Raw genomic sequence first — 17,462 nt, forward strand, 5'->3', positions numbered from 1 at the left:
AGCGACAGGTCAGCCGGTGACGACCCGGCCCGGGCGCACGCAGCCCGCGTAGACCCCCAGCATCGGCTCGCCGGCACCGTTGACCGGACGCTCGCGCGCCAGCGCCTTCAGCAGCCGCACGTCCCGCTCCCCTGTCACCGGGTGGTGGTCGACGACGGCACACCGTGGCACCGGGCCGCCTATCCGCACGGTCGCGCCACCCACGACCAGCTCCCGTCCTGTCCACGAGTCCTCGACGTAGGGCTCCTCGGTCTCGACGACGAGCGTCGACCGGAAGCGCGCCGCCTCGGCGACGAGCCCGGCGTGCCCGACCCGGCCGGCGAGGTCACGCAACGAGGCGGTGCCGACGACGGTGAGCGGCTCGCCGAACACGACTCCCCCGCGCGGCGCGGCCGCGAGGCGCACACGCACGGCGAGCGAGTCGGACAGGAGCTCGGCGTGGGGACCTTCGGTGAGCTCGAGGAGGACCTGCCGGCCCCAGTAGTCGCACGTGACGCTGCGGCCGCTGGGGACGACGGGAGCGGAGAGCGACTCGCCCGTGGGGAGCGTGAGGTCGAGGAGGTCGTCGGCGACGCGCGCGACGACACCGATCAGCGACGGGTGCTGCACCGTCCTGAGGACCCGCGCGCGGTCCACGTCGACGAGACAGAGCGAGCGGTCACCCAGGGCGCCGTGCGCGTCGAGGTCGATCGCCGGGAGGGACAGGTGGCGCATGCCCTTGACCGGCGCGAACCCGGCCTGGCGTACGACGAGCTCGGCCGGCATGCGGCCATGGTGGCACGCACTCACGCGCGCCGAGGACGCAGCTCGGCCCCGGCGACCGCGAGGGTCTCGCCCGCCCGGGGTCGCTGCCTGCCGCCGACGCCCGTGGGACGTCAGTGCGCGGGGCCGCCGAGCCCGAACGGCCTCAGAGGTGGTGCAGCTTGGGGTAGGGGTGCGCGATCCGCACCGACTTCGACCCGAAGTCGACGGTCACCGCGTGGCTGTCGAGGTGGGTGACCTGCCCGAGCCCGTAGAGGTCGTGGGTGACGCGGTCACCGACCGCGAACACCTCGACCACGGGCTCGACCGCAGGCTTGAAGGGGCTGCTGGGGAGGTGCTTGGGCCGTCGGCCGCTCTGAGAGGTCATCACCCCTAAGTATGCCTCGCCGACCCGCATCCGGGCCCATCCACGTCCTCAAGATGCCGTCATGATCGCTCACGACACCCGCTCGCTCGGCGCCGCGTCGTCGGCTCCGGAGCCGACGGTGGAGGGGACGTCAGCCGCGCACCGAGCCGGCGGTCAGCCCGGCGACGAAGTAGCGCTGGAGGAAGACGTAGGCCACCACCAGGGGCGCCGAGGCGACCAGCACGCCGGTGAAGAGCAGCGGGTAGTTGGTGAGGAACTCGCCCTGGAAGTCGAGCAGGGCGAGCGGCAGGGTGCGCTTCTCCGGCGTCTGGATGAACAGCAGCGGGTAGAGCAGGTCGTTCCACTGGATCACGACCAGGAAGATCGCGGTCGCCGCGATCGACGGCAGCGACAGCGGCAGCACGATGGACCACAGGGTGCGCCAGGGCCCCGCTCCGTCGAGGGCCGAGGCCTCGTAGAGCTCCGGCGGCAGCGTGCGCATGAAGCCGGCGAGGATGAAGACCGCCACGGGCAGGCACACGACCGTCTCGATCAGCACCAGTCCGAGGAGGCTGTTGAGCAGGCCGAGCTGGTCGAAGAGGACGTACTGCGGGATCATGTTGGCCTGCGCCGGCACGGCCATCCCCAGCACCAGGAAGCCGTGGATCGCCCACCCGCGCCAGCCGGGGATGCGCGCGACGCCGTACGCCGCGAGGATCGCGAGCAGCAGCGTGAGGGCGACGCCGCCCGCGGTGACGAGGGCACTGTTGCGCAGCGCGGTGGACATCGCCTGGTCGCCCAGCACCGTGCGGTAGTTGTCGAGGCTCAGCGAGCCCGGCACGCCGAACGGCGAGTCGAAGAGCTCGGGGGTGGTCTTGAAGCTGCCGGTGAGGACCAGCGAGAGCGGCAGGAGGATGAGCAGGGCGTAGAAGCCGAGCAGCGCCCGGCGGCCCAGGGTGGCGGTCACCGGGTCCTCACGCTCCCCTCTGGGTGAGCTTGAGCGCACGGCGCTGCAGGAACGTCACGGCGAGGATGATGGCCATGAAGATCAGCGACTCGGCCGCGGCGTAGCCGAACTCGGCGTTGGTGAACGTCGTGTAGATGCGCGTCGACAAGATGTCGAGGGAGCGGCGCGGCGGGTTGCCGCCGAGGCCGAGGATCAGGTCGAAGGCCTTGAACGACTGGATCGTGGTGTAGGCGACGACGATCGTCGTGGTCGGCGCCACGAGCGGCCAGGTGACGTGCCGGAACTGGTGCCAGCGACCGGCTCCGTCGAGGCGGGCGGCCTCGTAGAGGTCCTCGGGGATCTGCTGCAGCCCGGCGATGAAGATGACCATCAGCTGGCCCGCGTGGGCCCACACCTGGGTCATCGCCACCCAGTAGATCGCCTGGTCGGGGTTGCCCAGGAAGCCCGACTGCAGCTGGTCGAGCCCCACGGCGCCGAGGGCCTGGTTGACCGGTCCGACGTTGGGGTCGTAGACGAAGCGCCAGATGAAGGCGACCGACACCGAGGACAGGATGGTGGGCAGGAAGTAGACCGAGCGCAGGAACACCGACGCCTTGGTGGTGCGCAGCAGCATCAGCGCCAGACCGAGCGAGAGCAGCGTCTGGAGCACGACCACGACCAGCAGGAACTTGAGGTTGTTGGTCAGCGCGGTGGTGAAGAGCGAGTCGCCGCCCGTCGCCAGCTTGACCAGGTTGTCGGCGCCGACGCGCTCGAAGTCGGGGCTGAAGCCGTCCCAGTCGGTGGTGGCGTACTGCACCGCCTGCACCGTCGGGATGACGAAGAAGACGACGTAGAGGGCGACGGCGGGCAGGGGGAAGAGGTAGAGCGCCGGGTGTGGTCGCCCGGGCCCGTCGGGCTTCCTCATCCGATCTGCTCGTCGACGATCTTCTGTGCCTCCTCGGCCGCCTGCTCCGGCGACTGGCCGCCCACGACGGCGACGCACGCCGCCTCGACCGCGGCCTCCACGTCGAGGTCGAGGAACTGGTAGCGCGGGGCGAGGGCGGTGTTCCTCGACAGCCAGGGCTCGATCCGCTTGAGGTCGGGGTTGGTGTAGTCGACCCCCTCGACCGTCACGTGCTGGGCGGTGCCGTTGGCGTACTCGCCGGCCACCTCGGGGTCGGAGAGGTGCTCGAGCCACGCGACGGCGGTCTCCTGCTTGTCGGAGCTGCCGTTGACGCCGAGGATGAACGTGGCGTTGTGCACCCCCTCGTAGCGCGCCTCGCCGGCCGACGTGGTGATCGGGGCGATGAGGTCCATCGCGAACTCCGCGCCCAGCGCCCGGGTGGCGGCGATGTGGTAGCTCCCGGTGGCCAGCATGGCGGCCTTCTGCTCGGTGAAGAGCTGCTGCAGCGGCTCGGGTGCGCTCCCCGTGGCGTTCTTCTGCATGTAGGGCGCCAGCTCGGCGTACTGACCGAGCGTCTTGAGGAACCAGTCGTCGGTGCACTTGTAGTCGCCGGACTCGATCTTCGTGCCGAAGTCGTCGGACGGCGCGTTGTTCATGGTCATCGCGTTGAACAGCTGCGCGGCGTTGCCGGCGTCGCCGCCGGGCCAGGCGATCGGGGTGACGTCGGCCGAGCGCAGCTGCTCGCAGAGTGCCAGGAAGCCGTCCCAGTCCTGCGGCAGCTCGGAGACTCCGGCCTTCTCGAAGAGGTCGACGTTGTAGATCGGCATCAGGAACACGACCTGGTAGGGCAGGCCGTACTGGGTGCCGTCCTTCTGGCCCACGGGGGTGAAGCGGTCGCTGTAGCGGGAGACGAAGTCCTGGCCGCCGAGCTCGGCGAAGAGACCGGCGGAGACCATGTCCTCGAACTGCGCGCCCCGGAAGGCGGTGAACGCGTCGCCGACCTCGCCGCCGCGCAACCGCTGGATCGCGCTGGACTGGTAGTCCTGCGACGGCGAGATGTCCTGCGTGACCCCGGCGTCGGCGTTGGCATCGGCGAAGCCGGTGATGATCGAGTCGAAGACCTGCTGGTCCTCGGCGCGCCAGTGGGCGAACGAGATGGTGTCGGTGGCCGATCCACCAGAGGGAGCCGTGCCACCACCACCGGACGTCGAGCCGGGCCCGGCGCAGGAGCTGGCGGCGTACGCGATGCCGGCGGCGCCCACCAACCCCATGAAGCTCCGGCGGTCGATGCTGATCGGTCGGTGGGAGGAGGGCATGGCGATGTCCTTTCGGATTTGGCGACTAACTCGACTACCTTAATCGGGTTAGGGGCTGACCCCGACCTCCCCCCTGTGTCAGGAGGAGCGCGACCCGAGAAGTCCCTTCACGTAGGCCGCCTGCCCCAGGTGCTGGAGGCAGTCGGCCTCGATGCTGATCAGGCGTACGCCCGCGGTGACCGGCGGGTCCCACCGCTGGTCGACCTCCCGCTCGAGCTCGGCCTCGTCGACGGTCTGCAGGTAGCGCGCGGTCGCGAGCGTCACCTCGTGGTGGTAGTCCACGAGCAGGGCCGGGTCCTCGATGCGCAGGGCGTCGACCTGCTCGCTGGTGTGGCCGTAGCCCACGTCGTCGGTGCCGTTGGGCAGGCCGAAGCGGTCCTGGAACCGCTCCCAGACCTGCCGCTCCCCAGCGAGGTCGGCGATGTGGTCGTCCTGCACCCGGGCCAGGTGCCACAGCAGCCAGCCGATGGGGTTGCCGACCCCGTCGGGGCGGTGGTGCAGCGTCTCGTCATCGAGGCCGTCGGCGATCCCGTCGTAGATCTCGGTGATCCGGCCGAAGCCCTCGGTGAGCACTCCTCGCACGTCCATGACGTCACTCCACCGGGGTCGCGGACCGGACCTGGGGGGCCGAGGACTGCTCGTCCTTCATGGCGTCGATCTCGGTGAGGATGCGCGTGCGCTCGTCTGCGCTGAGCGAGACCTGCGCCTTGGCGAGCCCCTCGTCGAGCTGCTCGGCGATGGTGCTGTCCTCGGCGCTGTACTGCCAGGAGGAGACCTCGTCGACCACTCGCTGCGCGGCCTCGGTGGCTGCCTGCTTCACCTCGTCAGTCATGCGGACCACGGTAGTGAGGCGGTCAACCGTCCGTCGGGGTGTGCCGGCGGGCCGAGCCCGTCACATCGCGCGGGCCAGGCTGCGCCGCAGCGACCAGGCACCGAGGGCGCCCAGCAGGACCCCCATCCCCGCCAGCACGGCGAGCTCCGGCAGCACGTCGACCAGGCCGGCGCCGCGGCGCTGGACGTCGGCGAGCGCCTCGTAGGCCCACGCGTGCGGGGTGAAGCGCGAGATGGTGCGCATCGTGTCGGGGAAGAGCTCGAGCGGGAACATCGACCCGCCCAGTGCCGCGAGGACCAGCCCGATCCCGATGCCGGCGCCGTTGGCCGCCCCCTCGTTCTCCAGCAGGGTGCCCAGCAGGATCGCGGCCCCCGCCGCGACGAGGCTGAAGAGCACCAGCACGAGCAGGGCGACCGGCAGGCTGCCCCAGGCCACGCCGAAGATGAGGCTGGTCGCGAGCATCAGGTAGCCGCCCTGGAACAGGCCGATCGCCCACCGGCCGAGCACCTGGCCGGCGATGAGCTCACCGGGCGTCACGGGCCCGGCCAGCATCCGCGACACGACACCGAGCCGACGGGCCTGGATGAGGGTGGCCGACCCGCCGAGGCAGGCCAGGAAGACGAAGAGCAGCAGCTGCCCCGCGGCACCGAACTCGAACTGGCCCATCGCGTCGAACTCCTCGCTGACCCGGTCGACGCTCGTCACCTCGAGGCGCGGGGGGCCGACCTCGCGCTCGGCGGCTGCGAGCGCTGCGGCGACCCGATCGGCCGGCACCCCGGCGGCCTCCAGGGCGAGCTGCTGCCCACGTCTCGATCGCAGCGCCTCGACGGCGGTCCGCACGTCCTGCTCGACGACCTGGGCGGTGCCCGAGGAGCCGCGCACGACCTCCAGCGTCACGGGCCCGCCGGCGTCGTACGCCGTCCCCGCGTCACCGTCGACGCGCACGGCGGCGTCGAGCCGGCCGCGGGCGAGCAGCGCGAGCGCCTCGTCCCACGCGGCGTCGTCGCTGACCACGACGTCCTGGGTCTCGAGCTGCTCGACCAGCGCTGAGCGCAGCGACGAGTCCGGGCCGCTGACCGCCACGCGACCCGCGGTCGCGTCCTCGCCGAACTGCAGGCCGATCATCAGCACCAGCAGCAGGGGGAACACGAAGACGAAGAAGAGGTTGGAGCGGTCGCGCAGGAAGAGCCGGAGCTCGGCGCCGGCCACGGTGAGGGCGTTCCTCATGACAGCGCTCCCCGGTCGGGGACCAGCCGCGAGACGACGAGCATCGCGACGGTGAAGCCCAGCATGACGGCCACCGGCGCGCCGAGGTCGCCGATGCCTCCGCCGGCGGAGGTGGTGCCGAGCCCGCGCAGCAGCGCCGACACCGGGTTGAGGTCGAGCACCCGCGAGAGGGGGCCGCTCGCGCCGACCGGGAAGAAGGCGCCGCCCCCGATGCCCAGCACCAGCGCGACGATCGAGGTCGCGATGCCCGCCTGCTCGGTGGTGCGGGCGACCCGGACGACCAGGAACATCACGGACGTCCCGGCCGCGGCCGCGCAGAGCACGAGCAGGGCGACGGCCGGGACCGAGCCGAAGTGGGCGTCGAAGAGGTAGCCGCCCAGCGCCAGCAGGATGCTCGTCGACACGACGCCGAGCACGAAGCTGACCAGCGCCTTGGACGCGATCACCACCCACCGCGGGATCGGCATCGAGCGCAGCCGGGCCAGCGTGCCCGCCTCGCGGTCGACCAGCAGCCCGCTGACGCCGAAGCTCACGGTGAAGAGCAGGAAGAGCCCGGCCTGCCCCGCGACCAGCGCCGCACCCGCGCCGAGCTGCTCGTCGGACGCCTCGCCGCGCACGAGGTCGTACGCCGGCGCGTCGGCCGTGGCCTCCTCCACCAGCGCGGCGACCTGGTCCTGCGGCACGCCCTCGGCCAGGGCCGCGCGGGTGGTGGCCGCGCCGCCAGCCAGCTGCTGCAGCGCCCCGTCGACCACCGACAGCACGATGTCGGTCTCGACCCCGGCCTCGTCGCCGCGCACGGCGGCGACGGTGACGGGCGTCCCGTCCCCGGCCGCCTGCCCGAAGCCCTCGGGGACGAGCAGTGCCAGCCCGGCGTCCCCGTCCTCGACCTGCCGCCGGGCCGTCTCGTCGTCGGTCTCGACGACGGTGACGTCGAGCTCGTCGGCGTCGTCGAGCGAGCGGACCACGCCGACCAGCACCTGAGCGACGTCGTCGGCCGCGGGAGCGCTGACCGCGACGGTGACCGGGGCGAGGTCGACGTCCTCGGCGGCGCCGAAGACCAGGTTGAAGACCGTCATCAACGCCAGCGGCACGACCAGCGCGAAGATCAGGACCGACCGGTCGCGCAGCCGCTGGAGCAGGTCGGCACCGGTGAGGACGAGGAGCTGGCGCATCGTCAGTCCCGCAGGCCCTTGCCGGTGAGGTGGAGGAAGACGGACTCGAGGTCGGGCCGGGAGATCTCCACGTCGGCCAGCGTGACGCCGTGCGCCGCCGCCGTGCCGACGACCGGCGCGACGAGTGTCGAGGCGTCCTTGACGGTCAGCGTCGCCGCGCTCCGGTCGGCCTCGACGCGCTCGACGCCCGGGATGCGGCGCAGCTCCTCGGCGGCGTCCGCCAGGTCACCGCTGCTGGCGCCGAGCCGGATCGTGTCGACACCGCCGATGAGCCGGATGAGCTCGTCGCGCGTGCCCTCGGCCTCCAGGCGGCCGGCGTCGATGATGCCGATGCGGTCGCAGAGCCGTTCGGCCTCCTCCATGTAGTGCGTCGTGTAGAGCACGGCCATGCCCTCCACCGACAGTGCCTCCACCGACTCCAGGATCGCGTTGCGCGACTGCGGGTCGACGCCCACGGTGGGCTCGTCGAGGATCAGCAGGGTCGGCCGGTTGAGCAGGCCGACGCCGATGTTGAGTCGGCGCTTCATGCCGCCGCTGTAGTGCTTGCTGCGGTCCTTGGCCCGGTCGGCCAGGCCGATCAGGTCGAGCACCTCGTCGACGCGCGCCTTCAACGCCGCACCGCGCAGGCCCTGCAACCGGCCGAAGAGCATGAGGTTCTCGCGACCCGTCAGGTCGGGGTAGATCGCGAGCTCCTGCGGCACCAGCCCGACGTGCCGCTTGGGGTCGGTGGTCCGCGGGGTCATCCGCTCGCCGGCGACGGTCACGGTGCCGTGGTCCGCCGCGATGAGGCCGGCCACCATCGAGATCGTCGTGGTCTTGCCCGCCCCGTTGGGCCCGAGCAGGCCGTAGGTCTCGCCCGGCGCGATGCGGAACGAGACGTCGTCGACCGCCGTCAGGTCCCCGAACCGGCGGACCAGCGAGTCCACCACCAGCACGTCGTCGGTCACCACGGCCCCCTTCCTCCTCGCCCCCACGCTAGGGACCGCGGGCGAGCTCGGGGAGGGCCGAACGTCACGCGTGCGGCGGTTGATCGGCGCGGGTGCGCAGCACCCGCGGCTCGGCGAGCTCGGGGAGCAGCCGGTCGCGGGTCATCGGCGTCCCCGTGGAGCCCCGGCTGCCGCGGGCGACGACCTCGACGTCGTCGTCTCGCGCGAGCACGCCGTCGGCAGCGCCGACCTCCCGCGATGGACGCGCTCACCCCTACGCTCGCGGCATGGACCACGCGGCGGACCCCGACCGGCGCACGCCGCCGGGATACCCCACCCTCTCTGCGCTGGTCGGGCGCGCCGCGCGCCTCCTCGACCGGCCGGGTCGCGCGGTGCTCGGCATCGTCGGCCCGCCGGGCGCGGGCAAGTCGACGCTCGCCGAGCGGCTGCTGGCGCGACTGGCCGACGACCTCGGCCACGACGCCGTCGCCCACCTGCCGATGGACGGCTTCCACCTCGCCGACGTCCAGCTCGACCGGCTCGGGCGGCGCGACCGCAAGGGCGCGCCCGACACGTTCGACGTCGACGGCTACGTCGCCGCCCTGCGCCGGCTCCACGGCGAGCCCGACCGCACCCTCTACGTCCCCGGCTTCGAGCGCGACCTGGAGCAGCCCGTCGCGGCGGCGATCGCGATCGAGCCGACCGCGCGGCTCGTCGTGACCGAGGGCAACTACCTCCTGCTGCCCGACGGGGGGTGGGACCGGGTCCGCCCCCTGCTCGCCGAGGCGTGGTACGTCGACCTCGACCCCGGCGTACGACGCGAGCGGCTGGTGCGCCGCCACGAGCGGTACGGCAAGTCCCCGGGGGCCGCGCGGTCGTGGGTCACGCGCGTGGACGAGCCCAACGCCCAGCGGGTGACGGCCACCCGCGACGCCGCCGACCTGGTCGTCCGGCTCGACGGGCCGTGACCGCGGCGTCCGTGACGGACCCCGCGGTCACTCGTCCCGGGTGGCGGGTGGGCGGCCGCGCCTGGGCACCGGGCCGGCGTCGCGCGGCGCCCGGCCGGCGGCCCGGAGCGCGTCGCGGATCACGATCTCGATCTGGGCGTTGACGCTGCGCAGCTCGTCGGCCGCCCACCGTTGGAGGGCGGCGTGCACGGCGGGGTCCAGGCGCACCAGCACGGGCTTGCGCTCCGGACCCCGTCGGGGAGCCGCCGGCTCCGTCTCCTCGCCCATGGCCGGGCCCGCTCAGGTGTAGAGCGACCCGGCGTTGACGACGGGTGTCGTGCCCCGCTCCGAGCAGAGCACCACCAGCAGGTTGGACACCATGGCCGCCTTGCGCTCGGCGTCGAGGTCGACGATGTCCTTCTTCTCGAGCTGGGCGAGCGCGCTCTCCACCATGCCGACCGCGCCCTCGACGATCTTCTCGCGCGCGGCGATCACGGCCGACGCCTGCTGGCGCTGGAGCATCGCCTGGGCGATCTCGGGGGCGTAGGCGAGGGCGGAGATGCGCACCTCGATGACCTCGAGGCCGGCCAGCGCGATGCGGGCGGCGACCTCGGCGGCCAGCTCGCCGGAGATGATCTCGGTGTCGCCGCGCAGGGTCACCTCGTTGGCGGCGTGGTCGTAGGGGTGGCTCATCGCCACGTGGCGCAGCGCGGACTCGGCCTGCACCGCCACGAAGTCCTCGTAGTCCTCGACCGCGAAGGTGGCCCGGGCCGTGTCGGCGACCTGCCACACGACGATCGAGGCGATGTTGATCGGGTTGCCGTCGGCGTCGTTGACCTTGAGCTCGTGGGTCTCGAAGTTGTGCACGCGCACCGAGACGTTGCGGCGCGTGGTGAGGGGCACGAGCATCCGCAGGCCCGGCTTGCGCACCGTGCCGACGTAGCGGCCGAAGAACTGCACGACCCGGGTCTGTCCCGGCGCCACGATCGTCAGCGACGCTGAGAGCACCAGCCCGAGGAGCACCACGGTCGATCCGCCGAGGATCTGGCCGATGCCGCCGCGCCCGGCGTCGGCGTCGATGATGCCGAGCACGACCAACCAGCAGCCGAGCCCGATCAGCGCCAGCGAGACCGCTAGGCCCGCGAAGCCGTCGACCGACCACGCCACACGCTCGGTGACGTCCACCCGCGTCCCCTCGTGCCCGACCGGCCGGCCGGCGGGGGTCCCGCCCTCCGACTCGTCGACGTGTCCGGCGTCCTTGACCTGCTGCTCACCGCTCATGTGCACCCTCCGTCAGAATGTGATGGCAAAGTGATATCACATTTTACTGAGGTCGTGCTGCCTGCGGAGGACTCGTGGCGCGAGACGTCACGCGATCAGCACCTGCACCCCGCGCTCGCGGAGCTGGGCGATCGCCGCGTCCGACGCGGAGGCGTCGATCACCACGGTCCACGACGGCTCGACCGGCAGCCAGGTCGGCGCTGGCTGCCCCAGCTTGGACGCATCGGCCAGCAGCACGACCTGGTCGGCGACCGCCGCGGCACGCTCCTTGATCCACGTCTCGTCGACGGTCGGCTCCCCCAGCCCCCGCAGCGGGTCGACGGCATCGGCGCCCAGGAAGGCCACGTCGAACTGGTAGCGGTCCAGCGCCAACGCCGACAGCGGGCCGAGAACGCCGTGGCTGAGCGGCTGCACGCGTCCGCCGACGACCACCACGTCGACGCCCTCGGCCCGCGACAGCAGCAGCGCGGCCTCGAGGCCGCGCGTGACCACCGTCAGCGGGCCGCGGTCCACCAGCAGCTGCGCGAGCGCCAGGCAGGTGGTCCCGGCGTCGACGAACACCGTCCCCCCGGCCGGCACCAGCTCGACCGCCGTCGCGGCGATGGCCGACTTGGCGGCGAGGTTGAGGCGCTCGCTCTCGAGGAAGGACCGCTCGTGGAACACGTCGCGCGCCAGCGCACCGCCGTACGTCCGGGCGAGCCGTCCGTCGCGCTGCAGGGTCGCGAGGTCGCGGCGGACCGTCGAGGCGGAGACGCCGAGCCGCTCGGCCAGCACCTCGACGCTGTCCACGCCCTCGCGGACGAGGGCGACCACCGCGTCGTGGCGCTCTTGCGTCGCGCGTCGCACTCGGGTGTCGCGAGCCACGGTCCTCCTGCCGGGCGCCTGTGCTCAGGAGCCGTAGGTCGATCGGATGTTGTCGACGTAGGGCGCGTAGTCGACCGCTGCCAGGTAGGCCGAGAGCATCGTGCCGTGCCCGGCCTTGCCGGTGCCGGCGATGTCGAAGGCGGTGCCGTGGTCGACCGAGGTCCGCAGGATCGGCAGCCCCACCGTCACCGAGATCGTGCCGTCGAAGTCAAAGGTCTTGGCGGGGATGTGGCCCTGGTCGTGGAAGTGCGACAGGACGCCGTCATACCTGCCGACGAGACCCTGGTGGAAGACCGAGTCGGCGGGGACGGGGCCGGACACCTCGATCCCGTTGGCCCGCGCGTCCTCGACGGCCGGCGCCAGGTGGACGATCTCCTCGTCGCCGAAGGCCCCGTTCTCGCCGCCGTGCGGGTTGATCGCGGCGATCGCCAGGCGGGGCTCCTCGACGCCGAAGACCTTCAGCGCGGTGTGGGCCTTGACGATCGACTCCCCCACCGACTCGCGGGTGATCTGGTCGAGCGCCTTGCGCAGCGACACGTGCCGGGTCGTGAAGAAGATCCGCAGGTGGTGCCCGCCGGCTGCGTCGTTGCGCACCACGAACATGGTGTCCTGCTTGGTCACGCCGGTCAGCGCGCCGAGCATCTCGGTGTGCCCGAGGTGCTCCGAGCCCGCCGCCCAGATCGCCTCCTTGTTGATCGGGCCGGTGACGATGCCGGCGACCTTGCGGTCCATCGCGGCCTGGGTGGCGACCTCGATCGACTTCACGGCCGCGAGGCCGGCGCGCTTGTCGACGACGCCCCACTCGGGCACGTCGTCGCCCAGCACGCCGGTGTCGTAGCAGTCGATGACGCCCTCGACGGGCTCGACGTCGAACGCGTCGACGACCCGCACCTCGACGTCGAGCCCCATCGCCTCCGCGCCGCGACGCAGCGCGGCGGGGTCGCCCACGGCCACACCGTGGTGGTCGCTCGCGCCGGCCTGGTCGACGAGGGTCTTCGCGGTGATCTCCGGGCCGATGCCCACCGGGTCGCCGAGGGTCAGGGCGAGTACGTGTCGGGTCATGATGGCTCTCCTTCTCTGCGGGCCTGCTGTGCGGATCGGGGGTGCTGCGGCGTCAGCGGCGCTCGCGCGACTCGGCCGCGCTGACCTGTCGGCGGTGGGCGTCGACCTGCGTGCGGAGGTGGTCGAGGCAGGCGACCGTGGTGCCGGCGTCGCCGATGAGGCCGCCCTTGGTCACCACCTGCATACCGTCCCACTGCCCGCCGACCAACGAGCCGGAGACCGCCAGCGGCTCCACCTCGTCGGCGACCTCGAGGCCGTGCGACCCCAGCTCGGCGAGGAGGGCGGCGGTCACGTCGCCCCCGGTGGTGAAGACGCCGTCCACGCGGTGCGACTCCAGCGCACGGCGGGCCGCGCGGGCCAGGGCGAGCGGGATCTGCGTCGCCTCCTCCGGCGTCGGCGACCACAGGTCCGACTCGTCGAGGACGGTGGCGAGCACGACGATGCCGCCGGCGCCAGCCACGGCCAGCGCGTCGGCGAGCAGCTCGGCGGTCGCGTCGACGTCGGGAACGGCGCGCACCCCGGGCGTACGCAGGGCGCGGGCGCCGCGCTCGGTGACGAGCTGGCGCAGCTGGAGCCGGGTCAGCTCGGTGGCGGACCCGGAGAGGCAGAGCAGCGGCGCGCCGGGGACGTCGTCGGCCAGCCCCATCGCCCGGGCGAGCGCCACGGACGCCGGTCCCGGGTCGGTGGTCGTCCAGACCGTGTCCGTGCCGGCGGTCGCGGCGACCGCCGCCGTGGCGACCCGGTCGAGGTGGTCGGTCGTCGTGGCGTCGGCGACGATCACCTCCGCCCCCTCGTCGAGGTGCCGGCGGATCGTGCCGGCGAGCGCGTCGAGGTCGCCGGTGACGTCCTCGAGGCGCACCGCGACCACGCGGAGGTCGGCCTGGTCGGCGAGCAGCGCGACGACGCTCGACGTACGCACGGGGCTGCGGGCGTCGCGCGCCACCTCGGTGTCCTCGAGCCGCCGCCCGTCGAGCAGCTGCATTGCGCCGATGGTCTGCCGGGACGCTTCGGGGTGGGCCGGCGCGCAGAGCACCGCGACGTGCGCGCCGGTCAGCTCGCGGACGCGCTCGAGCACCTCGCGCGTGGTCGCACCGACGTTGCCGCGCAGGGTGGTGTCGATGCGGTTGCAGACCAACCGGGCCGGCCAGCCGGCGCGGACCACCCGGCCGACGCGCTCGCGCGCCCTGGCCGGGTCGAGGTGGCGGCTGTCGGTGGTGGCCACGACGGCGTCGAAGCGCGACACCATCTCGGCGACGACGTCCGCGTGCTCGCCGGCACTCGCGGTGGCGGCGCGGAACCCGGCCCGGGCGAATCCGGCCGCGCAGGCGTTCGCCCCGGTCAGGTCGTCGGCAATGACGAGCACTCCTGCCATGTCACAGGACCGCGCCCGCGACGAGCACCAGCGGCAGCGAGCCGAGCCAGACGGCGGTCGTGATGCCGGACCAGCCGCGCAGGGCCGCGGTGCCCTCGAGGCCGGTGAACCTGGTGACGACCCAGAAGTAGGAGTCGTTGAAGTAGCTGAACACCATCGACCCGGCGCAGCACGCCAGCGCTGCGGCGAGCGGGGACAGGTCCAGGCCCACCACGAGCGGGGCACTCACCGACGCCGCGGTGATCATCGCGACCGTGCCGGAGCCCTGGGCGACCCGGACCAGGCTCGCGATGAGGTAGGGCACGAGCACGCCCGGCAGGCTGAGGTCGGCGATCGCCTCCGCCAGCGCGTCACCCACGCCGGAGTCGCGGAGCACCTGGCCGAGGGCGCCGCCGGCGCCGGTGATCAGGATGATCAGGCCGGCGGACGCCGCGGCCTCCGCCATCCAGTTGTGGACCTGCTTGCGCGGGGTCCAGCGCGGGAGCAGGACGTAGACGGCGAGCACGATGCCGATGATCAGCGCGACGACGGGATTGCCGATGAACGCCAGCACCTCGGCCCAGGCAGAGGGCGTGTACTCGTCGTCGGGGCCGAGCGCACCCTGGCTGTTGCGGTCGACGGCGGCGGCCACCGTGTTGAGCACGATCAGCAGCAGGGGCACGAGCAGCGGGAGGGCAGCCAGACCGAACGAGATGGTGTGCGGCTTCCCGCCCTCCGGCGGCTCACCGAGCTGGTGCACGGGAGCCTCGTCCACCATCGGGCTATCGGCACCGTCCCCCTGGCCGTCCACGGTGGTCGTCGAGGTGCCGCCCGAGCGCGGCGAGGCGTGGGCCGAGACCCGGCCGTAGACCGCCTCACGGACCCCCTCGTTGAGCTCGCTCTCGAGCTTGGGTCCCATCCACGCGGCATAGAGCACGACGATCGGCAGCAGGAGGATCGTGAAGACGAGGCCGGCCAGGATCAGCCCGCCGAGGTCGGCCCCGAGGATGCCGGCCACCCCCAGCGGTCCGGGCGTCGGCGGCACGAGGTGGTGCGTCAGGGTCATCCCGCATCCGAGCGCCAGCGCCAGGGTGACGTAGCGACCGTTGATCCGGCGGGCGATCGAGCGCGCGAGCGGGTTCATGATGACGTAGCCCGAGTCGCAGAACACCGGGATCGAGACGACCGCACCGGTGCCCGCCATGGCCCAGTGCTCGCGGCCGCGTCCCAGCGCCTTGACGAAGGTCTTGGCCAGCGTGTCAGCGGCTCCGGACACCTCGAGGATCTTGCCGATCGCGACGCCCAGACCGATCACGATGCCGATCGAGGCGAGGGTGTTGCCGAAGCCCGTGGTCATCGAGGTGATCGTGTCGAGCGCCGGCGAGCCGGCCACGAACCCGGTCACCAGCGCGGCGATCAGCAGCGCGACGAAGGCGTCGATCCTGGTACGCAGGACCAGGAAGATGATCGTCCCGATGCCGAGCACGAGGGCGAGAAGCAGTTGCAGGTCCATCGAGAGCCTCCAGGGTCCGGGGTCCAACGGTCGGGGCTGCGGCTCATCCTCGACTGTGACGGCCATCACAATCAAGAGGTCTGCGCAACTGAGTTGCGCACACTGCGCACGTCGTTCGGTCCCAGGCCACGCACCCCGGGTCCGTCACGGGTCGCGTCGCGCCAGCACCTCGAGGTAGTGCGGGTTGTGCATCACGCCCAGCACGTTGCCGAACGGGTCGACCACCGAGGCGGTCGCGAAGCCGGCCTCGCGCTCGGTGAGCGGCTCGTGCTCGACGGCGCCCATCCGGAGGAGGGTGGCGAGGGTGCCGGGGAGGTCGTCGACGTGCCAGAACATCACCGCGCCGCCCGGCCCGTCCCCGGCAGAGCCCGGGGCGTACCTGCGGTCGATGATCCCCAGCTCGTCCTCGTCGTCGCCCACCCGGAACTCCACGTAGGCCGGCTCCGCCGGAGCTGGCGGGAACGAGTAGTAGGGCTGCACGCCGAGCAGCTCGGCGTACCAGGCGCTCGCTGCACCCAGGTCGTCGGCGGCGAAGCTGATGGTGGCGAAGCCTCGAAACATGCGCACTCCTCTGGTCGGGCCCCGGCGGGGCGTCACAACGCCGATGCTCCCGGCCAGGCGCACGCCTTCCTACCGCCCTGTGTGGACAGCCCAGTACGTGTGCGGCGACCGGGCGCGCTCAGCCCGTCGTCGCCCGCCCCCGGCGCCCTCGCCCCACCGCGCCCGCCCGGACGTAGACGACGGCCGTCACGACGTTGAGCACCACGGCCGTGGCGAGGTACATCGCGAGGTTGAGCCCGGGCACCGCGTCGGCCGGGAGCGTGTAGGCCATCACCACCCGGGCGACCGCGTCGAGCAGGGTGCCGGCCGCCCACAGCGTGCTCGAGGTGCGCCACATCCGGCGGAACCAGGGCTCGCGCTCCCACAGTCCCTCCCAGTCGCGCGGCCAGCCGAGGCGGCCCTCGACCATGGGCCTGGCGAACTGGTAGGCGAGCGGGCGCTCGGCCCACCACAGGCTGGCGAGGAACCAGAAGCCGACGCCGCCGGTGACGAGCGCGTCCTTGGCGAGGAGGAACCGCTCGTCGCCGGGAAGCAACGAGATCGCGAAGCTCGCGAAGAGCAGGACGGTGAAGAACGCCTCGAGCCCGCTGGGGCGGTGGCCGCGCAGCATCGCGATGCTGGCCGGCACGAGGGACAGCACCGCGCCGGCCACGAGGGCGGCGTAGACGCTGACGCCGGCCTGGCGCATCAGGTAGTAGAGCGCGGTCGAGCCGACGATGCCGAGCAGCGGCCGGAGGAGCGTCACGGGTCGGCCCGGGTGGCGCGGTCGAAGAGCTCGACCAGCTCGGCGGCGTACGCGGCGCAGTCGAGGTCGGGGTCGGCCTGCAGCTGGAACGGGACGGCCTCGACCGCGCGCTGGACCGTGCTCGCGACGACGTGCGGGTCGAAGCCGCGCATCTCCCCCCGCTCCTGGCCGTCTCGCAGGATCTGCTCGAGGTGGCTGACGTCGCTCGGCCCGGCCGCGCCCTGGCCCCACGCGCCGGACATGACCACCTGGAGCAGCGCGGCCATCGGCGCTCGGTGGGTGTCGGCGTAGCCGACGACGCCCTCGATGTAGGCCCGCAGCCGGCCGCGGGCCGTGTCCTGCCGCATGACCAGCGGGCCGACGTACGCGCCGATGCCGGCGACCACGTGCTCGACCAGCGCGGCGACCAGCTCGTCCTTGCCCGCGAAGTGATAGCTGATCAGCCGGGTGCTGGAGAGGCCGGCGCGCTCGGCGATCCGCGCGAACGACGCGCGGGCGAAGCCCTCCTCGGCGACGACGGCGATCGTCGCCTCGAGCACCTGCGCCCGACGGGCCTCCGACGTGACCGAGCGGGAAGTTACCTGCATGGATAAAAAGTAACTCAGATGAGTAATCCCCGCCACCGGCTCGTCCGCCCTATCCAGCGGACCCCCGCGGGTGTAGGCAGGGAGGGTGAGGCCGTCCGTCCTCGCGTCCGCCCGACGAGG

Annotated in this window: 21 protein-coding genes; 1 reads left to right on the forward strand and 20 read right to left on the reverse strand. The window is 72.6% G+C overall.

The window, feature by feature from the left end; translation table 11 throughout:
• Nucleotides 1-9: 9 nt before the first annotated feature.
• The 11 genes from AC54T2_RS01050 to AC54T2_RS01100 all read right to left on the reverse strand — a co-directional run bounded on the left by AC54T2_RS01050 (nt 10) and on the right by AC54T2_RS01100 (nt 8,663).
• Nucleotides 10-765: an MOSC domain-containing protein gene (locus AC54T2_RS01050; protein ID WP_496665283.1), complete on the reverse strand. Its 756-nt coding sequence runs from the start codon at nt 763-765 to the stop codon at nt 10-12.
• A gap of 142 nt (nt 766-907) precedes the next feature.
• The gene (locus AC54T2_RS01055) at nt 908-1,129 is read right to left on the reverse strand and encodes a hypothetical protein (RefSeq protein WP_186339112.1); all 222 of its coding nucleotides are present in this window, start codon (nt 1,127-1,129) and stop codon (nt 908-910) included.
• Nucleotides 1,130-1,259: 130 nt separating this feature from the next.
• Entirely contained in the window at nt 1,260-2,075 is an 816-nt protein-coding gene (locus AC54T2_RS01060) for a carbohydrate ABC transporter permease (protein ID WP_496665284.1), read from the reverse strand.
• Nucleotides 2,076-2,082: 7 nt separating this feature from the next.
• A complete protein-coding gene (locus AC54T2_RS01065; RefSeq protein WP_186339114.1) occupies nt 2,083-2,979 on the reverse strand; it encodes a carbohydrate ABC transporter permease in 897 nt (298 codons plus the stop codon).
• Nucleotides 2,976-4,274, reverse strand: a complete 1,299-nt coding sequence (locus AC54T2_RS01070; RefSeq protein ID WP_496665285.1) for an ABC transporter substrate-binding protein — start codon at nt 4,272-4,274, stop codon at nt 2,976-2,978. The genes AC54T2_RS01065 and AC54T2_RS01070 overlap by 4 nt, the downstream gene beginning before the upstream one ends.
• 78 nt (nt 4,275-4,352) lie before the next feature.
• Complete coding sequence (locus tag AC54T2_RS01075) at nt 4,353-4,862, reverse strand: mycothiol transferase (RefSeq protein ID WP_186339115.1); 510 nt, start codon at nt 4,860-4,862, stop codon at nt 4,353-4,355.
• Nucleotides 4,863-4,866: 4 nt separating this feature from the next.
• Nucleotides 4,867-5,106, reverse strand: a complete 240-nt coding sequence (locus AC54T2_RS01080; protein ID WP_186339116.1) for a hypothetical protein — start codon at nt 5,104-5,106, stop codon at nt 4,867-4,869.
• A 60-nt stretch (nt 5,107-5,166) separates the two neighbouring features.
• Nucleotides 5,167-6,333 carry an ABC transporter permease gene (locus tag AC54T2_RS01085; protein WP_496665286.1) on the reverse strand — a complete coding sequence of 389 codons (1,167 nt, stop codon included), beginning with the start codon at nt 6,331-6,333 and terminating at the stop codon, nt 5,167-5,169.
• Nucleotides 6,330-7,505, reverse strand: coding sequence for an ABC transporter permease (locus tag AC54T2_RS01090; protein ID WP_496665287.1), 1,176 nt, complete (start codon nt 7,503-7,505; stop codon nt 6,330-6,332). The genes AC54T2_RS01085 and AC54T2_RS01090 overlap by 4 nt, the downstream gene beginning before the upstream one ends.
• Before the next feature lie 2 nt (nt 7,506-7,507).
• On the reverse strand, nt 7,508-8,455 hold the full coding sequence (locus tag AC54T2_RS01095) for an ABC transporter ATP-binding protein (RefSeq protein WP_496665288.1): 948 nt from the start codon (nt 8,453-8,455) through the stop codon (nt 7,508-7,510).
• Between the two features lie 61 nt (nt 8,456-8,516).
• A complete protein-coding gene (locus AC54T2_RS01100) occupies nt 8,517-8,663 on the reverse strand; it encodes a hypothetical protein (RefSeq protein WP_186339119.1) in 147 nt (48 codons plus the stop codon).
• Nucleotides 8,664-8,718: 55 nt separating this feature from the next.
• On the opposite strand from AC54T2_RS01100, the gene AC54T2_RS01105 reads away from it, so the two are divergent.
• The gene (locus tag AC54T2_RS01105) at nt 8,719-9,399 is read left to right on the forward strand and encodes a nucleoside/nucleotide kinase family protein (protein WP_496665289.1); all 681 of its coding nucleotides are present in this window, start codon (nt 8,719-8,721) and stop codon (nt 9,397-9,399) included.
• 27 nt (nt 9,400-9,426) lie between these two features.
• On the opposite strand, the gene AC54T2_RS01110 is transcribed toward AC54T2_RS01105, so the two are convergent.
• From AC54T2_RS01110 to AC54T2_RS01150, 9 genes are all read right to left on the reverse strand, one after another.
• Nucleotides 9,427-9,666: a type II toxin-antitoxin system antitoxin gene (locus AC54T2_RS01110; protein WP_186339121.1), complete on the reverse strand. Its 240-nt coding sequence runs from the start codon at nt 9,664-9,666 to the stop codon at nt 9,427-9,429.
• A gap of 12 nt (nt 9,667-9,678) precedes the next feature.
• On the reverse strand, nt 9,679-10,659 hold the full coding sequence (locus AC54T2_RS01115; RefSeq protein WP_496665290.1) for an SPFH domain-containing protein: 981 nt from the start codon (nt 10,657-10,659) through the stop codon (nt 9,679-9,681).
• Nucleotides 10,660-10,746: 87 nt separating this feature from the next.
• A complete protein-coding gene (locus tag AC54T2_RS01120; protein ID WP_496665291.1) occupies nt 10,747-11,523 on the reverse strand; it encodes a DeoR/GlpR family DNA-binding transcription regulator in 777 nt (258 codons plus the stop codon).
• 24 nt (nt 11,524-11,547) lie between these two features.
• Nucleotides 11,548-12,585 carry a 4-hydroxythreonine-4-phosphate dehydrogenase PdxA gene (gene pdxA, locus AC54T2_RS01125; protein ID WP_496665292.1) on the reverse strand — a complete coding sequence of 346 codons (1,038 nt, stop codon included), beginning with the start codon at nt 12,583-12,585 and terminating at the stop codon, nt 11,548-11,550.
• A 52-nt stretch (nt 12,586-12,637) separates the two neighbouring features.
• Nucleotides 12,638-13,957 (reverse strand): four-carbon acid sugar kinase family protein, encoded by a 1,320-nt coding sequence (locus AC54T2_RS01130; RefSeq protein ID WP_496665293.1) that lies wholly within the window; start codon nt 13,955-13,957, stop codon nt 12,638-12,640.
• Between the two features lies 1 nt (nt 13,958).
• Nucleotides 13,959-15,449 carry a GntP family permease gene (locus AC54T2_RS01135; protein WP_496665294.1) on the reverse strand — a complete coding sequence of 497 codons (1,491 nt, stop codon included), beginning with the start codon at nt 15,447-15,449 and terminating at the stop codon, nt 13,959-13,961.
• A gap of 144 nt (nt 15,450-15,593) precedes the next feature.
• Complete coding sequence (locus tag AC54T2_RS01140; RefSeq protein ID WP_496665295.1) at nt 15,594-16,010, reverse strand: VOC family protein; 417 nt, start codon at nt 16,008-16,010, stop codon at nt 15,594-15,596.
• A 118-nt stretch (nt 16,011-16,128) separates the two neighbouring features.
• Nucleotides 16,129-16,755 carry a VC0807 family protein gene (locus AC54T2_RS01145; protein WP_496665296.1) on the reverse strand — a complete coding sequence of 209 codons (627 nt, stop codon included), beginning with the start codon at nt 16,753-16,755 and terminating at the stop codon, nt 16,129-16,131.
• Nucleotides 16,752-17,342, reverse strand: a complete 591-nt coding sequence (locus tag AC54T2_RS01150) for a TetR/AcrR family transcriptional regulator (protein WP_496665297.1) — start codon at nt 17,340-17,342, stop codon at nt 16,752-16,754. Before AC54T2_RS01150 ends, AC54T2_RS01145 begins: the two co-directional genes overlap by 4 nt.
• Between the last annotated feature and the right edge of the window lie 120 nt (nt 17,343-17,462).

It is taken from the genome of Nocardioides sp. Z35_8 (genome assembly GCF_059621125.1).

Excerpts from the sequence above, each read along its gene's own strand:
- AC54T2_RS01115 (WP_496665290.1), bottom strand. The coding sequence starts at position 10,659 with ATGAGCGGTGAGCAGCAGGTCAAGGACGCCGGACACGTCGACGAGTCG.
- AC54T2_RS01085 (WP_496665286.1), bottom strand. The coding sequence starts at position 6,333 with ATGAGGAACGCCCTCACCGTGGCCGGCGCCGAGCTCCGGCTCTTCCTG.
- AC54T2_RS01135 (WP_496665294.1), bottom strand. The coding sequence starts at position 15,449 with ATGGACCTGCAACTGCTTCTCGCCCTCGTGCTCGGCATCGGGACGATC.
- AC54T2_RS01140 (WP_496665295.1), bottom strand. The coding sequence starts at position 16,010 with ATGTTTCGAGGCTTCGCCACCATCAGCTTCGCCGCCGACGACCTGGGT.
- AC54T2_RS01150 (WP_496665297.1), bottom strand. The coding sequence starts at position 17,342 with ATGCAGGTAACTTCCCGCTCGGTCACGTCGGAGGCCCGTCGGGCGCAG.
- AC54T2_RS01110 (WP_186339121.1), bottom strand. The coding sequence starts at position 9,666 with ATGGGCGAGGAGACGGAGCCGGCGGCTCCCCGACGGGGTCCGGAGCGC.
- AC54T2_RS01080 (WP_186339116.1), bottom strand. The coding sequence starts at position 5,106 with ATGACTGACGAGGTGAAGCAGGCAGCCACCGAGGCCGCGCAGCGAGTG.
- AC54T2_RS01090 (WP_496665287.1), bottom strand. The coding sequence starts at position 7,505 with ATGCGCCAGCTCCTCGTCCTCACCGGTGCCGACCTGCTCCAGCGGCTG.
- AC54T2_RS01105 (WP_496665289.1), top strand. The coding sequence starts at position 8,719 with ATGGACCACGCGGCGGACCCCGACCGGCGCACGCCGCCGGGATACCCC.
- AC54T2_RS01070 (WP_496665285.1), bottom strand. The coding sequence starts at position 4,274 with ATGCCCTCCTCCCACCGACCGATCAGCATCGACCGCCGGAGCTTCATG.
- AC54T2_RS01055 (WP_186339112.1), bottom strand. The coding sequence starts at position 1,129 with ATGACCTCTCAGAGCGGCCGACGGCCCAAGCACCTCCCCAGCAGCCCC.
- pdxA (WP_496665292.1), bottom strand. The coding sequence starts at position 12,585 with ATGACCCGACACGTACTCGCCCTGACCCTCGGCGACCCGGTGGGCATC.
- AC54T2_RS01130 (WP_496665293.1), bottom strand. The coding sequence starts at position 13,957 with ATGGCAGGAGTGCTCGTCATTGCCGACGACCTGACCGGGGCGAACGCC.
- AC54T2_RS01050 (WP_496665283.1), bottom strand. The coding sequence starts at position 765 with ATGCCGGCCGAGCTCGTCGTACGCCAGGCCGGGTTCGCGCCGGTCAAG.
- AC54T2_RS01075 (WP_186339115.1), bottom strand. The coding sequence starts at position 4,862 with ATGGACGTGCGAGGAGTGCTCACCGAGGGCTTCGGCCGGATCACCGAG.
- AC54T2_RS01065 (WP_186339114.1), bottom strand. The coding sequence starts at position 2,979 with ATGAGGAAGCCCGACGGGCCCGGGCGACCACACCCGGCGCTCTACCTC.